Consider the following 19733-nt stretch of genomic DNA (forward strand, 5'->3'; position numbering starts at 1 on the left):
ATGAATGACGTGACGGTCATCGATCGCTTCCTCAACACCTTCTCCACCTACATCGACTCGGGGTTTGGGTTGTTGCAGGGCGAGGTCGCGTTCCTGACCGCCACGCTGATCATCATCGACATGACCCTCGCCGGTTTGTACTGGGCGATGAGCCACGCCACCGGTCAGGGCGAAGACGTGATCGCCAGGCTGCTCCGCAAGGTGCTCTATGTCGGTGCCTTCGCCTACATCATCGGCAACTTCAACTGGCTGGCGGGCATCGTGTTCCGTTCCTTCGCCGGCCTCGGCCTGACGGCCACCGGCTCGTCGCTGACGATGGAGCACTTTCTGCAACCGGGTCGGCTGGCCAAGACTGGCATCGATGCGGCGGCGCCGATTTTGGAACAGATCGGCGACATGGCGGGCTTCCCCGAGGTGTTCGTCAATCTCGATCCCATCGTGGTGATGTTCCTCGCCTGGCTGGTGGTGATCCTGTGCTTCTTCATCCTGTCGATCCAGCTCTTCATCACGCTCATCGAGTTCAAGTTGACCACGTTGGCGGGTTTCGTGCTGGTGCCGTTTGCCTTGTGGAACAAGACCGCGTTTCTCGCCGAGAAGGTGCTGGGTAATGTGGTGTCCTCCGGCGTCAAGGTGCTGGTGCTGGCCGTGATCGTCGGTATCGGTACCGGCTTGTTTGCGGAGTTCCAGGTGCATCCGGACGAGCCGTCCATCGATCACGCGTTGGTCATCATGCTGGCTTCGCTCGCCTTGCTGGCGTTGGGCATCTTCGGGCCGGGTATTGCCACCGGGCTGATTTCCGGTGGGCCGCAATTGGGTGCCGGTGCGATGGCCGGTGCTGCGGTCGGCGCCGCCGGAACCGCCGTGGCCGTTGGTGCGGCTGCAACGGGTGTGGGCGGAGCCGTCATGGCCGGAGCACGCATGGCCCCGGCCGCCGCCAGATTGGCCGGTACGGGGGCACGTACTGCCACCTCGACAGTCGGTAGCGCTCGATCGGCATTCCAGGCCGGTTCGACCGCCGCCGGTGGCGGCCTCAAGGGGGCGGCGGCGGGCTTCGGCAATGTCGCCAGGTCCGGCGCTCAAGCCGCCGGGCGTGGCACGGTCGCTCGTGTCTCCGCTGCCGGGCAGCGCATGGTGGCTCCCTTCCGCGCGGGCTGGAACGGCTCGTCTACCGATGATAGCGCGGGCGGCGGCGCCACTGGAACGGGCCAGACCGCGACATCGCAACCCCAACAACAACCTGCTTGGGCCAAACGCCTGCACCGTCGCCAGCAGATCACCCAGGCCGCCACGACGACCGCCCATACCTTGCGCGGTGGTGACAGTGGCGGTGCGGGTTCCGGCCCAAGTTTGCGTGATTCCGATACCTGATCCTTTAGGAGAACCCTTATGCGATTCAAACGACCGAGGGTGCGCTATGCGGAATCTCCGCAACCGGCCACCCCGTACCAATCCGCCGCCCAGGTGTGGGACGAGCGCATCGGCTCGGCGCGTGTGCAGGCGAAGAACTGGCGCTTGATGGCTTTCGGCTGCCTGGTGCTGGCGTTGCTGATGGCCGGTGGTCTGGTGTGGCGTTCGGCGCAGTCCATCGTCACGCCCTACGTGGTGGAGGTGGATCAAGCCGGACAGTTGCGCGCCGTGGGCGAAGCCGCCACGCCGTACCGGCCCAATGACGCGCAGATCGCGCATCATCTGGCGCGTTTCGTGACGCTAGTGCGCGCGCTGTCCATCGACCCGGTTGTAGTACGGCAGAACTGGCTCAATGCCTACGACTACACCACTGACATGGGCGCGGCGGTGCTCAATGACTATGCCCGCACCAACGATCCCTTCGCTCGCATCGGCAAGGAGACGGTGACGGTACAGATCACCAGTGTCGTGCGTGCCAGCGACTCGTCGTTCAACGTGCGCTGGACCGAACGCCGCTACGTCAATGGTGCTGCCGCCGGGCTGGAGCGCTGGACGGCTGTGGTGTCCATCGTGTTGCAAACCCCGCGCACCGAAGACCGTTTGCGCAAGAACCCCTTGGGCATCTACGTCAATGGCCTGTCGTGGAGCCGTGAACTGGATACGTCCGAAGGAGCCCAGCCATGAACCCATTTTTACGTTTTTACGCGTTGCCACTGATCCTGCTGGTCCTATCGGGCTGCGCCACGCAGGGCAAGCCGCCACCCGCTATCTCTCTTGATGAGCCAGTGTTAGCTCAGCCCTTGCCCGAGCCGCCCCTGCCGGTGGAAGTGGTGGCGGTGCCCGAAGTGCTACCGATGCCGGGGCAGATGAAACTACTGCCGGAGGCCGAGGAAGCGGACTCCGCATCTGAGCCCGACGATGAAACCGTGCGTGTTTCCAGGGCCAATGAGGAAGCGCGCATGGCCCCGACTCGTGAGGGCTACGTCAATGCCATCCAGGTCTGGCCTTTCACCGACGGCGCACTGTATCAAGTCTATTCTGCGGTCGGACGTGTGACGGTGATCGCGCTCCAGCCGGGCGAAGAACTGGTTACGGTGGCGGCTGGGGACACCGTGCGCTGGGTCGTGGGCGACACCTCCAGCGGTACCGGCGACGACCGGCGCGTCAATGTGCTGGTCAAGCCGATCCGTTCGGGCCTGCAAACTAATCTGGTCATCACCACCAGTCGGCGCACTTACCTGATCGAACTGTCCTCGACGGACAAGGCCTGGATGGCGTCGGTGTCCTGGGACTATCCGCGCGACCAGATGCTGGCCTTGCAGCGCCGGAATCAGGCAGCGGAGGCGGCCACACCTATTGATACCGGCCTGGCGCTGGAAAACCTGCGCTTTCGTTACGCGATTAGCGGCAGTCAGCCGCCCTGGAAACCGCTGCGCGCCTTCGACGACGGACGAAAGGTCTATATCCAATTCCCGGTGGGCATCGCACAAGGCGAGCTACCACCGCTGTTCGTGATCGGCGCCGAGGGGGATGGGCAACTGGTGAACTACCGGTTCCGTCCACCGTATTACATCGTCGATCGGCTGTTCGGGGCAGCCGAGCTGCGCCTGGGCGGCGACAAGGGCGACGTAGTGCGCATCGAACGCACTGACGGCGTGGCACGGAGGGACTGAATATGAGTCAGGAAGAGACGGCCGACCGGGCCACACCGCAAGCGGATAAAGTCTCCCCCCACAGCGTGACCCTACGTGCCCAACCGCGTCCGGTGACGCGACTGAACCGGCGCACCTTGGCGATCCTGACCGGCGGTCTGGCGGTCGCCATGCTCGGGGCCACACTCTGGTCATTGCAGCCGCCACAGCGCAGGGGTAGCGAGCAGACGGAGCTGTACAACGTCGAGCGTGTGTCACGCTCCGAAGAGCTGGAGCAGCTGCCCTCCGACTATTCCAAGCTGCCACCTGACGTACCGCCCGAGGTGCCGGCGTTGGGGCCGCCGTTACCGGGGGATCTGGGACCAGCCATCGTGAACGCGCAACAGCCAGCGGTGGCCAGCTATTCGGCTCCTGGCTATGATCCCGCCGATGCGCTACGCGAAGAGACCGAAGCCGCAGCCGCTTCGTCGCTGTTCTTCCAGACCGGCAACCGAAACCCAGCCACCACGGCAGTCACGGTATCGTCGCCGTCTTCTATGCCAGACGGGAGCAACACCTTGGCAGCTTTTGATGCGCTGGCCGGCGGAGCGGTCTCGACGGGTGTACAACCGGCTGATCCGACCGCCGTCCAGAACCGGCAAGACCAGAAAGAGGCTTTCCTGAAATCCGGTTCTACGGAAACCCGTAATGCCGGGCACCTGCAACTGCCCGATTCACCGTATCAGGTCATGGCCGGTACGGTGATCGCGGGGGCACTGGTGACAGGCATCCAATCCGACCTGCCGGGCGATGTGATCGCCACGGTCACGGAGCCGATCTACGACACAGCTACCGGCCAACACCTGCTGATCCCGCAGGGCTCCCGTATCCTGGGCCGCTACAACAGTCAGGTCAGTTACGGGCAGAGCCGGGTTCAAGTCGTCTGGAACCGCATCATTCTGCCGGATACATCCTCACTGACGCTCGACAGCCTGGTCGGCACCGATCCAGCTGGCTATGCCGGTTTGGAGGATGGCGTCGATTGGCACTGGGACCGAATCTTTGCCGGCGCCGTGCTGACAACGCTGCTGGGTGTCGGCGCCGAACTGGCCGCGCCGGAAAACCGGCAGGACGGTGATCGCGTCATCATCGCTGGCCGCGACAGCGCGCAAGACAGCATCAATCAGGTTGGCCAGGAGATGACCCGGCGCAACCTGAACATCCAACCCACCTTGACGGAGCGGCCCGGCTTGCCAGTACGCATTATCGTCAACCGCGATTTGGTACTCCGTCCTTACCAGCCACCGTTCTTCAATCAGGGAGCCTTACAATGACCACCACCCGAAAGTTACGTCTTGGTCCGCTGCCCAGCACCCAGACCACCAAGCTGACCTTCGCCTGCCCGGCCAGCCTGAAGGCTGACCTCGATCGCTATGCCGCGTTGCACGCGCAGACCTATGGGGAGGCGGTTGATGCGGTGACGCTGGTCCCGCATATGCTGGAGGCATTTATGGCGAGAGATCGAGGATTTAGGAAGGCAGCCCTCCCTGAAATGTAACAATATGTCAGAATAACCCTTAAAATGGCTGACGCCAGCTAGGAGTGAGCGTGTTTCCTAAGGTGGACACAAATAGTCGGGTATGGTGGCAATAATAACACCACTGTCATTGGCTCCTTTGCGATGTGACAGAAGAATTGGGAAATAATTAAGGGGAACGCATGCTGAATCGCGGATCGGAGTGGCGGAGGTGGGAGCCACATATTCATGCGCCCGGCACGGTCATGAACAACCAGTTCAGTGGACCAAATGCTTGGGACGACTACCTCACAGCACTTGAGCGGGCGACCCCAGTCATCGAGGCGATCGCAGTCACCGACTATTACATAACTGATACCTATCAGAAAATCTTGGAATATCGAGATGTAGGTAGGCTTCCTAACGCGACGCTTATTTTCCCCAATGTGGAGTTGAGGCTCGATGTTGCTACTGCGAAGGGAGGCTTCGTCAATCTACACCTTTTTGTGAGTCCCGAAGATCCTCAGCACATTGATGAGCTGCAACGGATACTGTCGCGCTTGCAGTTTAATGTGATCCAGGATCGATTCGATTGTACGCGCGCCGATCTGATCAGGCTGGGCAAGAAGGCGGACCCGAATATCACTGACGATGGTGCTGCACTTGCCTATGGTGCCAGCCAGTTCAAAGTCAACTTCCAGCAGCTGCGTGAAGTGTATGCGGAAAGCAGTTGGGCGAGAAAGAACATATTAATTGGTGTGGCAGGTGGGGCGAGCGATGGAACATCGGGCGTCCGAGAGGCGGCCGACCAGACCATCCGGCGCGAGATCGAAGGGTTTGCTCATGTGATATTCGCTAGCAGCGAAGCGCAGCGCGAATTTTGGCTGGGCCGTAAGCCTTCAATGTCTGCGGATGAAGTTCGCAAGGTCTATGGCGGCCTCAAGCCCTGCCTTCATGGAAGCGACGCCCATAACCTTGAGAGTGTAGCCTCGCCGTTTGGGGATCGCTTCTCCTGGATCAAGGGCGGGCTTGAATTCGACTCGTTGCGTCAAGCATGTATCGATCCTGCCGACCGGGCGTATGTTGGGAGCGAACCGCCAGCGTCTGCAACACCCTCTCAGGTGATTTCTGGAATCAAAGTTCTAGATGCACCATGGCTGAAGACGCCGGTTATACCGCTCAATCCAGGGCTGGTTGCTATTATCGGAGCTCGTGGATCCGGCAAGACCGCGCTGGCGGACATGATCGCGGCTGGTTGCGACTCGATCCCGGACGAGACTTGGAACGCAGACGAGTGGGCAAATCCATCCTTTCTCGTTCGGGCACGCCCAATTGTCGGAGACTCAAAGGTCAAGGTGAAATGGGCGGCTGGAGACCCCGAGATACGTGCGCTCGATGGTTCGGACGCGAACGGACCGTTCAGCTATGAACGGGTGCGGTATTTGTCTCAGCAATTTGTCGAAGAACTATGCTCCTCAAACGGGCTAACAGACGGATTGCTTCGAGAAATCGAGCGTGTGATTTTCGAGGCGCATCCCGAGGATACCAGGGACGGTGCGTTGAATTTTACCGAGTTGTTGGAGCAGCGTGCATCACGACATCGCCTCGCCCGCGCCAGGGAGGCTGAAGCAGTCGCTCAGATTTCTGATCGCATAAGTACGGAATTGGAAAAGGAAAAACTCGTCGCCAGCTACGAGGCAGAGGTGGCGAAGAAAAAGAAGCTGGTCGACGCGTATACGGCCGATCGTGCCAAGCTGGTATCAAAAGGCGGTGAAAAGAGAGCTCAGAGACATACGGAGTTGGCCGGCGCTGCCAACAAAGTCCGAGCAAAGCTTCGTCAGTTTACGGGGCAGCGACAGACGTTTCTCGCCATGCAGGATGAAGTGAAAGACATGCGCCGCAACCAAGCACCCGAGGCGCTTCGGCAAGCTCAGGCGCGTCATGAACACAGCGGAATGTCAGCGGAACAATGGGCGGCGTTCCTGATCGACTATACGGGGCCGGTCGATGACAATCTCACTGGCTATGTGAAATGGGTCGATGGTGAGATAACCAAACTCAAGGGAACAACACCGCCACCGGGTGACCCGAACACCACCTATGTCCCCGAGAACACTGATCTCAGCACACTCACACAGGCGGTGCTGGAAGCAGAGATGGCGCGGCTGGAGAAGCTGGTCAATGCCGACAAGGATGCACAGCGCCGCTATGCCGCGCTCTCCAAGAACATTGCGGCCGAGACCACGGCGCTACAAACGTTGACGGAAAAGCTAAAGGACGCCAAAGGAGCCAAGGACCGTGCTCTTCAGCTGCAGGCAGATCGTGAGACGGCGTATGGCAGGGCCTTCGATGCGCTCGTCGCTGAGCAATCGGTTCTGGAGGAGCTTTACGCGCCGTTGATGGCGAGGCTTGCCGCATCTTCGGGAACATTGAAGAAACTCTCATTCTCCGTTGCGCGCATTGCAGACGTGGAACAGTGGGCAGAGGCGGCCGAGGAAGGTCTTATTGATTTGAGAAAGGCCGGCGCCTTCCGTGGGAAAGGGACGCTTCAGCAAAAAGCTGATGAGGTGCTGAAAGCTGCTTGGGAAGTCGGGGATTCTGGTGCAGTGATAGCAGCGATGGCAGAGTTCCGGCGGCTCTACCAGAACGATTTGCTGGACCACTCCCCCGTCGCAAGGACGGATCAGGCGGAGTTCCGCATATGGTCGAAACGCTTCGCTCAGTGGCTGTTCAGCACGGACCATATCGAGATCCGATACGGCATCGACTATGATGGTGTCGATATCCGAAAGCTATCCCCTGGCACGCGCGGAATAGTCCTCCTACTTCTTTACCTCGGTTTGGACGACAAAGATGACCGGCCGCTTCTCATTGACCAGCCGGAAGAGAACTTGGATCCGAAATCGGTCTTTGACGAATTGGTGGGGCTATTTATTGAAGCCAAATCACACCGACAGGTGATCATGGTTACTCACAACGCGAATCTCGTTATCAATACCGACGCCGACCAGATCATCATCGCAGAGGCAGGTCCACATCCCCATGAGGCGCTGCCGCCCATTACCTACCTGTCTGGCGGTCTCGAGAACGCCGAAATCAGGAAAGAGGTATGCGAAATCCTGGAGGGTGGCGAGGCGGCGTTCCAGGAGCGTGCGAGGCGGCTGCGTGTAAGGTTGGATCGATGATCTGCCTTGTCCAGATGATGGAATGGAGGGTTTCTGCTGCTTGCAACCACGCTGTGGCCCGCCTGGGCTTACTGCCGCGATACACCTATGTGGCTCCCAGCCTACAAAATTGTACGGCTCGCAAGCAGCCAAAACCTAACCTAAGTTCTTTCCCTGTATAGTCTTTACACTTCAAGCCAACTTGGCTTTAAAGCTTGACGCCGGTCTTTTTTTATGGCCGCCGTCACTGGCGTGACGTTAAAAATCGTTCCCGGCGATTTGTTTATAACCCCCGTTCGGCCAGCGCGATCACCCGCCTTGCCGCCAGGCGGTGTCCGGTGACCGGCTTTCATCGGGCAGATCCAACTGCCGTGCCAGGGCCGGGTTGGCCACCACGGTGACATCCCGGGGGCCCACCACTTCGCCGCAATCGGCACAGGTGAGTTGAGCCTGGAAACGATGCCCGTGACCGCGGTGGACATGCTGGAGTGGGGCGCCATGATCATCGGACAGCCAGCGGTCGCCCCACTGCACCAGGTGGATGATCGCGGGATGCAGCTCCAGCCCCATGGTGGTGAGGCGGTACTCTTCCCGCACGGGCCGTTCCTGGTAAGCCCGTTTCTCCAACACACCGGCCTCCACCAGTTTGCGTAACCGGTCGCTGAGCACGTGCCGGGTGATGCCCAAACGCTCCTGGAAGCGTTCGAAACGGCGTACGCCGAGAAAACAGTCCCGCAATATCAACAGCGTCCAGCGGTCGCCAATCACCGCCAGGGTGCGGGCCATGGAGCAGGGCTCCTGATCCAGATCTTGCCAGCGCATGCCGTCCTCCTCTGTGAATCCACAGTATAGTGGTTTGACAGGTTCCAAAAAAGAATGGACTATTTAGTTCCTTTTTGGAACTCTAAGTGCTGATGATCGGTGCCATTGGGTGGGCCCGGGTATGACGGGTCGATTTCGTAATGGACGGAAGAACGGACAGGAGAGAGTTATGAGCAAACCCGCGATGCTGGTGGTGGGAGCCGGTGATGCCACCGGCGGCGCCATTGCCCGGCGCTTCGCCCGTGAGGGCTATGTGGCCTGTGTCAGCCGCCGCAAGCAGGAGTCCCTGGCGGATCTGGTGGACCAGATCGAGGCGGAGGGGGGAGAGGCCAGCGCTTTCGGCTCCGATGCCCGGGATGAGGGACAGGCCGTGGCCCTGGTGGATACCATTGAACAGGAGGTGGGCCCGCTGGAGGTATTGGTGTTCAACATTGGCGCCAACGTCAACTTCCCGATCCGCGAGACCACCGCCCGGGTTTATCGCAAGGTCTGGGAAATGGCGGCGTTCGCCGGTTTTCTCGCCGGCCGCGAAGCGGCGCGGGTGATGGTGCCCCGTGGGCGCGGCACGATTATTTTCACCGGTGCCACCGCGTCGTTGCGGGGCGGGCGTGGTTTTTCCGCCTTCGCCGGCGCCAAGTTCGCGTTGCGGGCGCTGGCCCAGAGCATGGCGCGGGAATTGGGCCCGGAGGGTATTCATGTGGCGCACAGCATCATTGACGGCGCCATCGACACCGCTTTCATTCGCGACAACTTTCCTCAGCGTTACGCGCTCAAGGATCAGGACGGTATCCTCGATCCGGAGCACATCGCCGATGCCTATTGGATGCTGCATCAACAGCCCCGCGATACCTGGACTCATGAACTGGATCTGAGACCCTGGATGGAGACCTTTTGAGATGAGCAAGACCGTGGAATTCTTCTTCGACGTGGGTAGCCCCGCCAGCTATCTGGCCTGGACCCAACTGCCCGGGATCGCCGAGCGCCAAGGCGCGGAATTGCTTTATCGGCCGATGCTGTTGGGCGGTGTGTTCAAGGCCACCGGCAACGCTTCGCCAGCGGCGGTGCCACTGAAGGGACTGTACTCGCGCATGGATATGCAGCGTTATGCCCGGCGTTATGGGGTCACGCTCAATCAGAATCCCCATTTTCCGGTGAATACGCTGAGCTGCATGCGTCTGCTCACCGCCGCGCTGAATACGCCGCAATGGGAGACCCTGCTCAAGGTGGTGTTCGAAGGCATGTGGCTGAAGGAACGCAAACTCGACGAATTGGACGTGCTGGGTGCGACCTTGCAGGAAGCCGGCCTCGATCCGGCCGAATGGGCGGCCCGGGCCCAGGAGCCCGAGGTTAAGGAAGTGCTGAAACAGACCACGGAAGAAGCCGTGTCCCGAGGCATTTTCGGCGCCCCGACAATGTTCGTCGGCGATGAGATGTTCTTTGGTCAGGACCGGTTGGATTGGGTGGAGGAAGAGCTTGGAAAGAGTTGACAGTTGATAGTGGACAGTTGACAGCGACGCGAGACAGGGTCAATTGATTTGAAAGCAAAGAGGCCGCGCCTGAAGCTTGGGCGCGGCCCCTTTGCTCTTAGAACAAAAACAACACCAGGAAAAACGGATCTTGCTGATGCGCAAAAGATTTTTGCGTAAGCGCATTTATTTCGTTTTTCGTTGTCAACTGTCCACTATCAACTGTCAACTGTATTCTTCAGCGCGACATGAAACGCGATCTGGCCGATGACGCCGGCGCTGGCGAGGACCACCGCGGCGGCCAGGGCCGGGTCGTCACCGAGCACCGCCAGGGCCGAGCACAGGGCGCCGATGGCCATCTGGGTGAAGCCATACAGGCCCGAAGCGGAGCCGGTGACGCTGGGCATCACGCTGATCGCTTCGGTGAGCGTGGCCGGCGCGGCGATACCGAGGCCGGTGGCGAACACGAACAGGGACAGCAGCAGGACGGTCAGTGACAAATGACCACTGAGCACCGCACCGAGAAACACGAACGCCGCCAGCACACTGACCTGATTGGCGCGCATCAGCACCGTGCGCATGGGGACCCGCGCCAGCAGACGGCTGGCGAACACATTGCCCATGGACATGCCGGACACCAGCAGTGCCAGATACAGCCCGACGTGTTCCGCCGGCACCTGCAACTGGTCCACGAACACAAACGGCGCCGCGCTGATGAACGCGTATACGGAAGTGGTGGCGCAGCCGCCGCCGAGGGCGAAGCCCAGGAACGCCGGTGAGCGCAGCAGCGCCTGATAATCCCGGACCAGGGTTTTGACGTTGCCGCCGACACTGCCGCGCGGTCGGGTCTCCGGCAACAGCCGCCAGGTGAACAGCACGTTGGCCACGCCCAGTCCCACCAACAGATAGAAAATCCAGCGCCAGCCCAATTCGTTGGCCAGCAGCCCGCCGAGAATCGGCGCGATGCCCGGCCCCAGGGTCACCATCAGATTCATCATCGCCAGCCGTTGCGCCGCTTCCCGGGGTGCGGTGGTGTCGCGGACGATGGCCCGCGCCAGGGTCAGGCCGGCGCAGCCGCCCAGGGCCTGAAACAGACGCGCGGCGATCAACGAGTGGGCTCCGGGGGCCAGGGCCGCGGCCAGCCCGGCCAGGGTGTACAGGCCCAGGCCGACCATCAGCACCGGCCGGCGGCCGAAATGGTCGGACAGCGGGCCATACACCAGTTGCCCCACGGCGAGGCCGAGAATATACAGGCTGACGGTCATCTGCATGGCGCTGGCGGAGGCATTGAGGTCGTCGCCAGCCAAAGCCAGGGCCGGCACGAAGATGTGCATCGCCAGGGTGCCGCTGAAGGTCAGTAGCGCCAGCCCCCAGAGCGGGGCGTTAGCGCCCGGTGTTGAGTGGGAATCGGTCATTGCTTCCGTGATTCAGCGCCCTGGGGAAGAGTGCTTCCCCGGGGCGCGGGTTGAGCGGTGCGGAATCAGTCGCCGATGGCGGCGCTCATGAATGGCGGCAGGGTCAGGGCGCCACGATGGATGGCGTCGCTGTAATAGCGGGTGTCGAAATCCTTGCCGGCGGCGTCCGCCTCACGGAAGGTGCTGACATCGCGGCCCTTGCCGGCCAGAGTGCAGCTCCACCAGCCGCTGGGATAGACCGGCTGCGGGAACGGCAGGGTCTGGGTGTGATCAAAGCCGGCCTCGCGCATGTTCACGTGCAGGTCGTGGATAATGGTGTCGCTGTGCAACAGCGGTGATTCCGACTGCTGTACCAGTACCCCCCCATCGGCGAGCACGCGGTGGCAGTGACGGAAGAACGCCGCCTTGAACAGCCCTTCCGCGGGACCCACCGGATCGGTGGAATCGACAATGATGACATCGAACTGGCCGGGCTCGCAGTCCTGCATGAACTTGACGCCGTCCTCGAAGCGCAGTTCGGCGCGCGGGTCGTCATTGGACTCGCACAATTCCGGGAAATACTTCTCGGAGAAGCGGGTGACCTGTTCGTCGATGTCGATCTGCACCGCTTTCTCCACACCGCCGTGGCGCAGCGCCTCGCGCAAGGTGCCGCAGTCGCCGCCGCCGATGATCAACACACGGCGCGGCGCCGCGTGCGCGAACAGAGCCGGGTGCGCCATCATCTCGTGGTAGAGGAAGTTATCGCGGCTGCTCAGCATGGTGGCGCCGTCGATGGTCATCAGATAGCCGAAGGTGTCGGTTTCCCACATTTCGATGTGCTGGTAGGGGGTTTGCACAGCTTCCAGCTTTTGTTTGAGGCGCAGGCCGAAGGCCACGCCGGCGGAGTCGAAATGCTCGATGAACCAATTGCCGTCTTGGGCGCTCATAGGACTCTTCCCGCTAATGGGTGGTGGAGGGAACGGCGTCGATTGTACTGGCCAGCGGCACTCGCGCCTATAGAAAAGCGCTGGACGCCAGACGCTGAAGTCAAAACCCGGGGCTGCGGGGCGTTGCGGCAATAAAAAATTGCCGGGAGCAATTTTAACGTCGCTCCGGCGGGGGCTCCCGTATTGCCCGGTTACCTCGAAGACCTCCCTTCAGAGGTGGCTACAGCGCCGCTGTGGGAAGCTTGCTGGCAAGCGAATCGCCAACGGCTCAGGGCATTCGCGGCCAAGCGGAGCGCCGCCCGGGCCGCTTCCCACAGTGGCTTGGTGGCAGATCCGTGGGAGATCAGCTTGCTGGCGAGTTCCGGCCCTCTGGTGTTGGGATATTCGCTTGCCAGCAAGCTTCCCACGGCGGCTTCGTGGCAGATCCGTGGGAGACCGGCTTGCTGGCGAGTTCCGGCCCTCTGGTGTTGGGATATTCGCTTGCCAGCAAGCTTCCCACAGCGGCTTCGTGGCAGATCCGTGGGAGATCAGCTTGCTGGCGAGTTCCGGCCCTCTGGTGTTGGGATATTCGCTTGCCAGCAAGCTTCCCACAGCGGTTTCGTGGCAGATCCGTGGGAGACCGGCTTGCTGGCGAATATAGCGGCTTGGTAGCCCCTTCCGTTACGGACCCGTGTCCATGATTGAAGCGCCGTGGCCCGCCAAACCGCGATGAACCATAAAAAAGCGTTTTAGTGCTTGCCAGGGCGTTGGGTCTGGTTTTGCATTACCGGCGTCCGGCGTCCGGCGTCCGGCGTCCGGCGTCCGGCGTCCGGCGTCCGGCGTCCGGCGTCCGGCGTCTTTGCCACCCCTTCATGATGGCCCATAATTGAGTCAGTCATTACTTCCCCACCAAGGATTGCCAGTCTATGAGCACCGCCCCGGAACGCCCCTTTGACGCCATCTATAATGTGGATCGCTGGGGGGATGGCTATTTCCGTATCGATGACCAGGGACGCTTGTGTGTGCGACCACAGGGCGGCGATGGCGCCGAAGCGCCATTGGAGACGGTGCTGGAAGCCTGCCGAGGGGCTGGGTTGCGGCCTCCGGTGCTGGCCCGGTTTTCCGGCATTCTCAAGGACCGGGTGCGGCGTTTGTCCACGGCCTTCGGGGCCGCCATCGATGATCTGGCATACCGGGGGGAGTACACGCCGGTTTATCCGATCAAGGTGAACCAGCAGCGCCGGGTCGTGCATGAGATCATCCGCGCCCGCGAGGACGGTGATCGGGTCGGCCTGGAAGCAGGCTCGAAGCCCGAGTTGCTGGCGGTCTTGGCGTTGTCCAATCCTGGCGACACGGTGGTCTGCAACGGCTACAAGGACCGCGAATACCTCCGTCTGGCGCTGATGGGGCAGACCCTCGGGTTCAAGGTGCATATCGTGGTGGAAAAGCTCTCGGAGCTACCGCTGTTGCTGGAAGAGGCGGACCGGATCGGGGTGGAGCCGATCATTGGCCTGCGCGTGCGTCTGATGAACATCGGCAAGGGCAACTGGCAGAACACCGGGGGTGAGAAATCCAAATTCGGTCTGAGCGCGCCGCAACTGATCGAGGCGGTGGCGCACTGCCGGAATGCCGGCAAATTGTCCTGTGTGCGCATGCTGCATTTTCACCTGGGCTCCCAGGTGGCCAACATCCAGGACATCAAGGCCGGTATGCGCGAGGCGGCCCGCTACTACGTGGAACTGCGTGGCCTGGGCGCGCCGGTGGATACCGTGGACGTGGGCGGCGGCCTCGGCGTGGACTACGAAGGCACGCACTCGCGCTCCTACTGCTCGATGAACTATGGCGTGGCCGATTACGCCTGGCACATTGTCCACACCCTGGCCGAACAGTGTGCCGCCCATGACTTGCCGCACCCCGACGTGATTTCCGAGTCCGGCCGCGCGCTCACCGCCCATCATGCGGTGCTGTTGCTCAATATCACAGACGAAGAGCGACAGACCGTGGCGGAGGTGCAGCCGCCCGGTGACGACGACAGTGTGGAACTGCATGAACTGTGGCGGCTGAACGGTCAGTTGGAACGTGGGGAAGGCAACCTGCTGGAGCTGTATCCTGAGCTGATGGGCGCCTGGCAGGATCTGCAGCTGCGTTACCTCAATGGCGACCTCGGCATCGTTGAGCGTGCCCGCGCCGAGCAGCTGTACGTGAATGCGCTGCTGCGCTTGCGCCAGCGCCTGGATCCGCGCCGCCGGCAGCAGCGGGAATTGCTGGATCAGCTCAATGAACGTCTGGCCGACAAGCTGTTCGTGAACTTTTCCGTGTTCCAGTCCGTGCCAGACGTTTGGGGTATCGATCAGGTGTTTCCGGTGCTGCCTTTGTCCGGGCTCGATCAGCCGGCCACCCGCCGGGGGGTCTTGCAGGACATCACCTGTGACTCGGATGGCCGTATTGATCAGTACGTGGACGGCGAGGGCGTGGAGAGCAGCCTGCCGCTGCCGGAGACCCTGAATGGCCATCTTGGCATCTTCATGGTTGGCGCTTATCAGGAGATTCTTGGTGACATGCATAACCTGTTTGGTGATACCGACTCGGTGGATGTCACTGTCACGGAGAATGGCGACATTGAACTGGCCCACGCGATCCAGGGGGATACCGTCAGCACCGTGTTGCGTTACGTCAATTTCGATCCGCAACGATTATTGGAAACCCTGGAGAACCGGTGCCGGGACGCCCATCTGGACGAATCACGCCGGCAGGTCTTTTTGAACGATATTCGCGATGGTCTGGCTGGCTACACTTATCTGGAATAATCGCCTCCATAGATTGGAAAGGAGATCAGTGCATGGATGAGAAGGAACGTCAGCGTTATCAGGCGGTGCTGGAGCGGCTTGACCGGTTCAGCACCTGGACTGATTCCAGTATCGGTATTCCTTTCACCCGCTTTCGTATCGGCCTGGAAGCCCTTGTCGGCCTGATTCCCGGTATCGGCGATGTGGTGGGCTTGCTGTTGTCCGGCTATGTGCTGCTGCAAGCCCGGAAAGTGGGTGCCAGCGGCAAGGTCAAACGGCGTATGGTGCGCAATATCCTGGTGGACTTTCTCGGCGGCCTGCTGCCGGTGGTGGGCGATGCCTTCGACGCGGTGTTCAAAGCGAATACGCGCAATACCCGATTGCTGCGTGAATACCTCCACGAGCAATTGGAGGAAGAACCCCGGCAGCGTTTCCCCTGGCGGCCGTTCATCGGATTGTGCCTGTTGTTCGGGCTCATCACCGCTCTGGTTATGTGGATCTGGTGACCGCGCGGTGATGGTGTCAACGGCGCTGTAGATACCACAGTAGCGACTGCCGCGGGCCCGGAGCCAGGTGTCGTGCCCGTTGTCGCAAATCGGCAAGGGAGCCTCCCAACCGCTGGTGCCGATGGCAGTGGACTTGCAACAGGAAATCGGCGAGTGCGCCCTCGCTATCCAGATCGCTGTCGTTGCACAGCGGCAAGGCCGGCCGGCGAGTATGAAGCCGGGCGGCGAAAGCGCCGCTGGTGACACCGACTTCCGCGCCGCTCTCGTTGTGCAGCGGTGTGGTGCCAAAGCCGCAGCTGGGCGAGCGCGATTTCAACACCATGCCATCCAGTGCCGGCGCCAGGCTGTCGGCGTACTCCGACAGAGCATCACTGAAATCATCGTCCGGCGCGGCCAGGCCGCGCACCCGTTGCGCTCCACCCACAAGCACCACCTGGATCGGAGGGCGGGGCACCGGCAGGCCGATGGCGGTTTCTGGACACAGTGGCACCAGGGTGACCCGGGCCGCCAGGGTGTTGGCCACGGCGGTGTGGTATTTGTGGCCGCCATCGTAGCGCACCGGTTGGCCCAGCAGGCAGGCGCTGGCCGCCACCCGGGGCTGTTCCAGAGCGGATTCGAAGCCCATTTCCTCGAGCAATTCCGTTAGCATAGTGGCCCGTCCGGTTTCATAACGAAGGATCTCCCATGCAAGGCGTATTTCTCGACATCGAAACCATCAAGCCCTCCGAGCTGGATCTGTCGGCGCTGCGCACCGCGCTGTCCGGTTGGACCTTCCATGATCGCACTGCCCCGGAGCAGGTGGCCGAACGTCTGGCCGGCGCCGCCGTGGCGGTGACCAACAAGGTGGTCATCGACCGGGCGGTGATGGACGCTTGCCCGGACCTCAAGTTTATCGGTATCTCCGCCACCGGCACCAACAATGTGGATCTGGAGGCGGCTCGGGAAAAAGGCATCGTGGTCAGCAATGTGGTGGGCTACTCCACCGCCACCGTGGCTCAGCACGCGGTGGCACTGATGCTGGGCCTGGCCACGCAATGGCACCGCTACGATCGGGATGCCCAACAGGGGCGCTGGAGCGAGTCGACCATGTTTTGCCGCATGGACTACCCGGTGGTGGATCTGGCCGGCCGTACCCTCGGTATTATCGGCTACGGTGCTCTGGGACAGCGGGTGGCGGCCATTGCCCGGGCAATGGGAATGGACGTGCTGGTGGCCGCGTCGTTGCGCCCTGGCGCGAGCCCGGCACCGGATCGGGTACCGCTGCCGGAATTTCTTCGTCGCGCCGATGTCGTCAGTTTGCATTGCCCGCTCACCGCCGACACCCAGGGGCTGGTCAACGATGAGTTCCTGGCCGCCCTGCGTCCCGGCGCTTTCCTGATCAATACCGCCCGCGGGCCCTTGGTGGATGAAGCAGCGCTGGAGCGCTCATTGCGGGCGGGGCATCTGGGCGGTGCCGCCCTCGACGTGCTCAGCCAGGAGCCGCCACCGGCGGATCACCCTCTGCTCAGCGGTGAGGTGCCGAATCTGATCGTCACTCCGCACAGTGCCTGGGTCAGTACCGAATGCCGCCAGCGTATGGTCGACCAGGTCGTGGAAAACATCCATGCCTGGCGGAACGGACAGCCGGTCAATGTCGTCAACCAGGGGGGATGAGCCATGTGGTATCAGCAGACCATCACCCTGAAGCCCCGGGCCCGGGGCTTCCACCTGATCACCCGCGAAGTGGTCGAAGCGCTGCCGGAATTGGGCCGTTACCGGGTGGGGCTGCTGCATTTGTTCATCCAGCACACTTCCGCCTCCCTGGCCGTCAACGAAAACGCGGACCCGGATGTGCGCGGTGATCTGGAGCGCCATTTCAATGTGATGGTGCCGCCGGACGCGCCGCACTACGAGCACACCCTGGAAGGGCCGGATGACATGCCCGCGCATATCAAGAGCGTGCTGATCGGGCCGTCGCTGTCCGTGCCGCTCCACGACGGGACCCTGGCCCTGGGCACCTGGCAGGGAATCTATCTGTGCGAGCACCGGGATCACGGCGGTGCGCGCAAAATAGTGGCGACCTTGCAGGGCGACGCGGGATAGCGGAAGACGTTGCTGATACGCCGCCCGGGCCACTTCCACAGCAACTTCGAAGAAACACTGTGGGAGCGGCCCTGGCCGCGAATCAGCGCCAGCGCCGCGTGAGCGCGGGCTGCTGGCGGTCAGAGCTTACTTGGAAATCCACTGCAGGAACTCGCGACGCTCCTCGGGCGTGGCCTGGTTCCACTGGGCTTTCAGGGTATCCACATAGCTGCCGGCCGGTGCCGCCGGTGCCGGAGAGGAGGAAGGAGCGGGGGCCGGAGCCGGCGCGGAGGCCGCTTCCTGGGGCGCGATCACGGCGGCGGGCTTGGGCGCTACCGCTTCGCTGGTGGAGGATTCCACCTCGGTGCCGGTGAGTGGCGCCAGAATGCTGCGCTTGAGCACCAGGCCACTGGGCTGGGTCGGGGTCTTTTCGCCGGTGGCGGTGTTCTCCACCCAGCCGGAGAAGTTGTTCGCCAGCTCCCGGGCTTCGCGGGCGTTTTCCGGCTGCTTGTAGTTCATGGCGTAGGACTGGCCGGCCTTGCCGCTGACCGGGAAAATCACCGGGTCGGACTTCATTACTTCGTGGCTTTCCGAGTTCAGATCCCACAGTTCCTTGTAGTAGGCCACGATTTCATAGGTGCCGGGGGTCAGCTTCAGATCCTTGTGGGAGGTATTGAAGAAGGTGTTGGCGCCTTTTACCTCCTGGCCATTGATGGTGACGACTTCCATCTGGGTCGGGACCCGCACCGTCAAGACCTGGGTGTCCGGCTTTTTCGGACCATCATAAAGCTGAACCACCGGATTGCGCGCGCAAGCGGTGAGGGCCAGGGTGGCGAAGATCAGGATCAGAAGAGAACGCGGAGAAGGCATGGTGAACTCCCGATAAAACAGGCCCGACAGTGTGCCGATGGCCGGTGAAGGTTTTATGACAACATTCCATGGCGGTATAGGCCACGGTGGCAAGAACGGGGCGGGTTAAAAGCCCCAGGTTTCCAGATTGGCCGGTGGCTGGCCGCGATTCAGCTTGTCCAGACCGCGCAGACCCCGTATTACCCACCACACCACCGTGATGGTCAACAGTACCCAGCCGATCAGCGCCAGCGTGGTCAGCCCGGAGATAAAGTAATACAACAGGCCGATCCAGAATGTCCGGTACTGGAAGCGAAAATGCGCGCGGACCGGGTCGTCGGTCTGCGGTGCATGAAGGTGCGCGATCACCACCGCCACCAGCGCGGTAAGGCCGCCGGTAAGGATGCCCAGAAGAAGCAAAACATAGGCCAGTTTGCACAGCTGGGTATGATTATCCGGCATTGAGGGTCTCCTGATCGGCCGGGCGGGAACCGAACAGCACCTTACCCCGGCCCCTGTTGTAAATGAAGCCTTGACCCTTAGCCGCGATGATCGGCGACGAAAGGGTTGTGCTGGCGCTCGTGGCCGATGGTGGACATTGGTCCGTGCCCGGGGATGAACGCCACGTCGTCGCCCAGGGTGAACAGCTTGGTCTGGATGGCGTCGATCAGGGTCGGGTAGTCGCCCCGGGGGAAGTCGGTACGGCCGATGGAGCCGTTGAACAGCACGTCGCCGACCACCGCCAGTCCGGCTTCCGGCTGGAAGAACACCACATGCCCGGGAGTATGGCCGGGGCAATGCAAGACCTTGAGTTCCGTCGTGCCGACAGTGACGGTATCGCCGTGTTCCAGCCAGCGGGCGGGGGTGAAGGGGCGAGCGGGCGGAAAACCCATCATCTGCGACTGTTGTGGCAGCATGTCGATCCAGAACTGGTCGTCACGATGGGGCCCTTCGATCGGTACGCCCAGTGCTTCCGCCAGGTCCGCGACACCGCCCACGTGATCCAGATGAGCGTGGGTCACCAGGATCTTTTCCGCCTTGCCACCGAGCTGCTCGAGAGCCTGGTGGATGCGGGGCAAATCGCCGCCGGGGTCGACGATGGCGACCTTGCCGGTGTCCTCGCACACCAGGAAAGAACAGTTCTGTTCATAAGGGGTAACGGGCAGAATGGCGTATTTCATGGCGAATCGGCTTTGAAAAACGGG

20 protein-coding genes are annotated in these 19733 nt (G+C 61.8%); 12 read left to right on the plus strand and 8 right to left on the minus strand.

The window, feature by feature from the left end:
- From trbL to E0L37_RS00865, 6 genes are all read left to right on the plus strand, one after another.
- The gene (gene trbL / locus E0L37_RS00840; protein ID WP_133489923.1) at positions 1–1368 is read left to right on the plus strand and encodes a P-type conjugative transfer protein TrbL; all 1368 of its coding nucleotides are present in this window, start codon (positions 1–3) and stop codon (positions 1366–1368) included.
- A gap of 18 nt (positions 1369–1386) precedes the next feature.
- A complete protein-coding gene (gene trbF, locus E0L37_RS00845) occupies positions 1387–2091 on the plus strand; it encodes a conjugal transfer protein TrbF (protein WP_133489924.1) in 705 nt (234 codons plus the stop codon).
- The gene (gene trbG, locus E0L37_RS00850; protein WP_133489925.1) at positions 2088–3080 is read left to right on the plus strand and encodes a P-type conjugative transfer protein TrbG; all 993 of its coding nucleotides are present in this window, start codon (positions 2088–2090) and stop codon (positions 3078–3080) included. Before trbF ends, trbG begins: the two co-directional genes overlap by 4 nt.
- 2 nt (positions 3081–3082) lie before the next feature.
- Complete coding sequence (locus E0L37_RS00855; protein WP_133489926.1) at positions 3083–4372, plus strand: TrbI/VirB10 family protein; 1290 nt, start codon at positions 3083–3085, stop codon at positions 4370–4372.
- Positions 4369–4596 (plus strand): DUF2274 domain-containing protein, encoded by a 228-nt coding sequence (locus E0L37_RS00860; RefSeq protein WP_133489927.1) that lies wholly within the window; start codon positions 4369–4371, stop codon positions 4594–4596. The genes E0L37_RS00855 and E0L37_RS00860 overlap by 4 nt, the downstream gene beginning before the upstream one ends.
- Before the next feature lie 161 nt (positions 4597–4757).
- Positions 4758–7739, plus strand: a complete 2982-nt coding sequence (locus E0L37_RS00865; RefSeq protein WP_133489928.1) for a TrlF family AAA-like ATPase — start codon at positions 4758–4760, stop codon at positions 7737–7739.
- A gap of 288 nt (positions 7740–8027) precedes the next feature.
- On the opposite strand, the gene E0L37_RS00870 is transcribed toward E0L37_RS00865, so the two are convergent.
- Positions 8028–8540: a helix-turn-helix domain-containing protein gene (locus tag E0L37_RS00870; RefSeq protein WP_133489929.1), complete on the minus strand. Its 513-nt coding sequence runs from the start codon at positions 8538–8540 to the stop codon at positions 8028–8030.
- Positions 8541–8709: 169 nt separating this feature from the next.
- Between E0L37_RS00870 and E0L37_RS00875 the strand changes: the two genes are divergently transcribed.
- Both E0L37_RS00875 and E0L37_RS00880 read left to right on the plus strand, forming a co-directional pair.
- On the plus strand, positions 8710–9435 hold the full coding sequence (locus E0L37_RS00875) for an SDR family oxidoreductase (RefSeq protein WP_133489930.1): 726 nt from the start codon (positions 8710–8712) through the stop codon (positions 9433–9435).
- A gap of 1 nt (position 9436) precedes the next feature.
- Positions 9437–10027 (plus strand): 2-hydroxychromene-2-carboxylate isomerase, encoded by a 591-nt coding sequence (locus E0L37_RS00880; RefSeq protein WP_133489931.1) that lies wholly within the window; start codon positions 9437–9439, stop codon positions 10025–10027.
- Positions 10028–10224: 197 nt separating this feature from the next.
- Here the strand turns inward: E0L37_RS00880 and E0L37_RS00885 are convergent, their stop codons facing one another.
- From E0L37_RS00885 to E0L37_RS21470, 3 genes are all read right to left on the minus strand, one after another.
- Positions 10225–11421, minus strand: coding sequence for a multidrug effflux MFS transporter (locus E0L37_RS00885; RefSeq protein ID WP_133489932.1), 1197 nt, complete (start codon positions 11419–11421; stop codon positions 10225–10227).
- A 65-nt stretch (positions 11422–11486) separates the two neighbouring features.
- Positions 11487–12347, minus strand: a complete 861-nt coding sequence (gene speE / locus E0L37_RS00890; protein WP_133489933.1) for a polyamine aminopropyltransferase — start codon at positions 12345–12347, stop codon at positions 11487–11489.
- A gap of 728 nt (positions 12348–13075) precedes the next feature.
- Entirely contained in the window at positions 13076–13225 is a 150-nt protein-coding gene (locus E0L37_RS21470; RefSeq protein ID WP_166642974.1) for a hypothetical protein, read from the minus strand.
- A 27-nt stretch (positions 13226–13252) separates the two neighbouring features.
- On the opposite strand from E0L37_RS21470, the gene speA reads away from it, so the two are divergent.
- Positions 13253–15133 (plus strand): biosynthetic arginine decarboxylase, encoded by a 1881-nt coding sequence (gene speA, locus E0L37_RS00895; protein WP_133489934.1) that lies wholly within the window; start codon positions 13253–13255, stop codon positions 15131–15133.
- Positions 15134–15165: 32 nt separating this feature from the next.
- Entirely contained in the window at positions 15166–15618 is a 453-nt protein-coding gene (locus E0L37_RS00900; protein WP_133489935.1) for a DUF4112 domain-containing protein, read from the plus strand.
- A gap of 16 nt (positions 15619–15634) precedes the next feature.
- On the opposite strand, the gene E0L37_RS00905 is transcribed toward E0L37_RS00900, so the two are convergent.
- Positions 15635–16267 (minus strand): DUF523 domain-containing protein, encoded by a 633-nt coding sequence (locus E0L37_RS00905; RefSeq protein WP_133489936.1) that lies wholly within the window; start codon positions 16265–16267, stop codon positions 15635–15637.
- 35 nt (positions 16268–16302) lie between these two features.
- On the opposite strand from E0L37_RS00905, the gene E0L37_RS00910 reads away from it, so the two are divergent.
- Both E0L37_RS00910 and E0L37_RS00915 read left to right on the plus strand, forming a co-directional pair.
- The gene (locus tag E0L37_RS00910) at positions 16303–17271 is read left to right on the plus strand and encodes a D-2-hydroxyacid dehydrogenase (RefSeq protein ID WP_133489937.1); all 969 of its coding nucleotides are present in this window, start codon (positions 16303–16305) and stop codon (positions 17269–17271) included.
- A gap of 3 nt (positions 17272–17274) precedes the next feature.
- Positions 17275–17700 (plus strand): secondary thiamine-phosphate synthase enzyme YjbQ, encoded by a 426-nt coding sequence (locus E0L37_RS00915; protein ID WP_133489938.1) that lies wholly within the window; start codon positions 17275–17277, stop codon positions 17698–17700.
- A 126-nt stretch (positions 17701–17826) separates the two neighbouring features.
- Here the strand turns inward: E0L37_RS00915 and E0L37_RS00920 are convergent, their stop codons facing one another.
- The 3 genes from E0L37_RS00920 to E0L37_RS00930 all read right to left on the minus strand — a co-directional run bounded on the left by E0L37_RS00920 (position 17827) and on the right by E0L37_RS00930 (position 19709).
- Positions 17827–18549: a DUF2057 domain-containing protein gene (locus E0L37_RS00920; protein WP_133489939.1), complete on the minus strand. Its 723-nt coding sequence runs from the start codon at positions 18547–18549 to the stop codon at positions 17827–17829.
- A gap of 105 nt (positions 18550–18654) precedes the next feature.
- The gene (locus E0L37_RS00925; RefSeq protein ID WP_133489940.1) at positions 18655–18990 is read right to left on the minus strand and encodes a hypothetical protein; all 336 of its coding nucleotides are present in this window, start codon (positions 18988–18990) and stop codon (positions 18655–18657) included.
- Positions 18991–19067: 77 nt separating this feature from the next.
- A complete protein-coding gene (locus E0L37_RS00930) occupies positions 19068–19709 on the minus strand; it encodes an MBL fold metallo-hydrolase (protein ID WP_133489941.1) in 642 nt (213 codons plus the stop codon).
- Between the last annotated feature and the right edge of the window lie 24 nt (positions 19710–19733).

Source organism: Alcanivorax sp. 24 (assembly GCF_004360225.1).
In the GTDB taxonomy this organism is placed as follows: domain Bacteria; phylum Pseudomonadota; class Gammaproteobacteria; order Pseudomonadales; family Alcanivoracaceae; genus Alloalcanivorax; species Alloalcanivorax xiamenensis.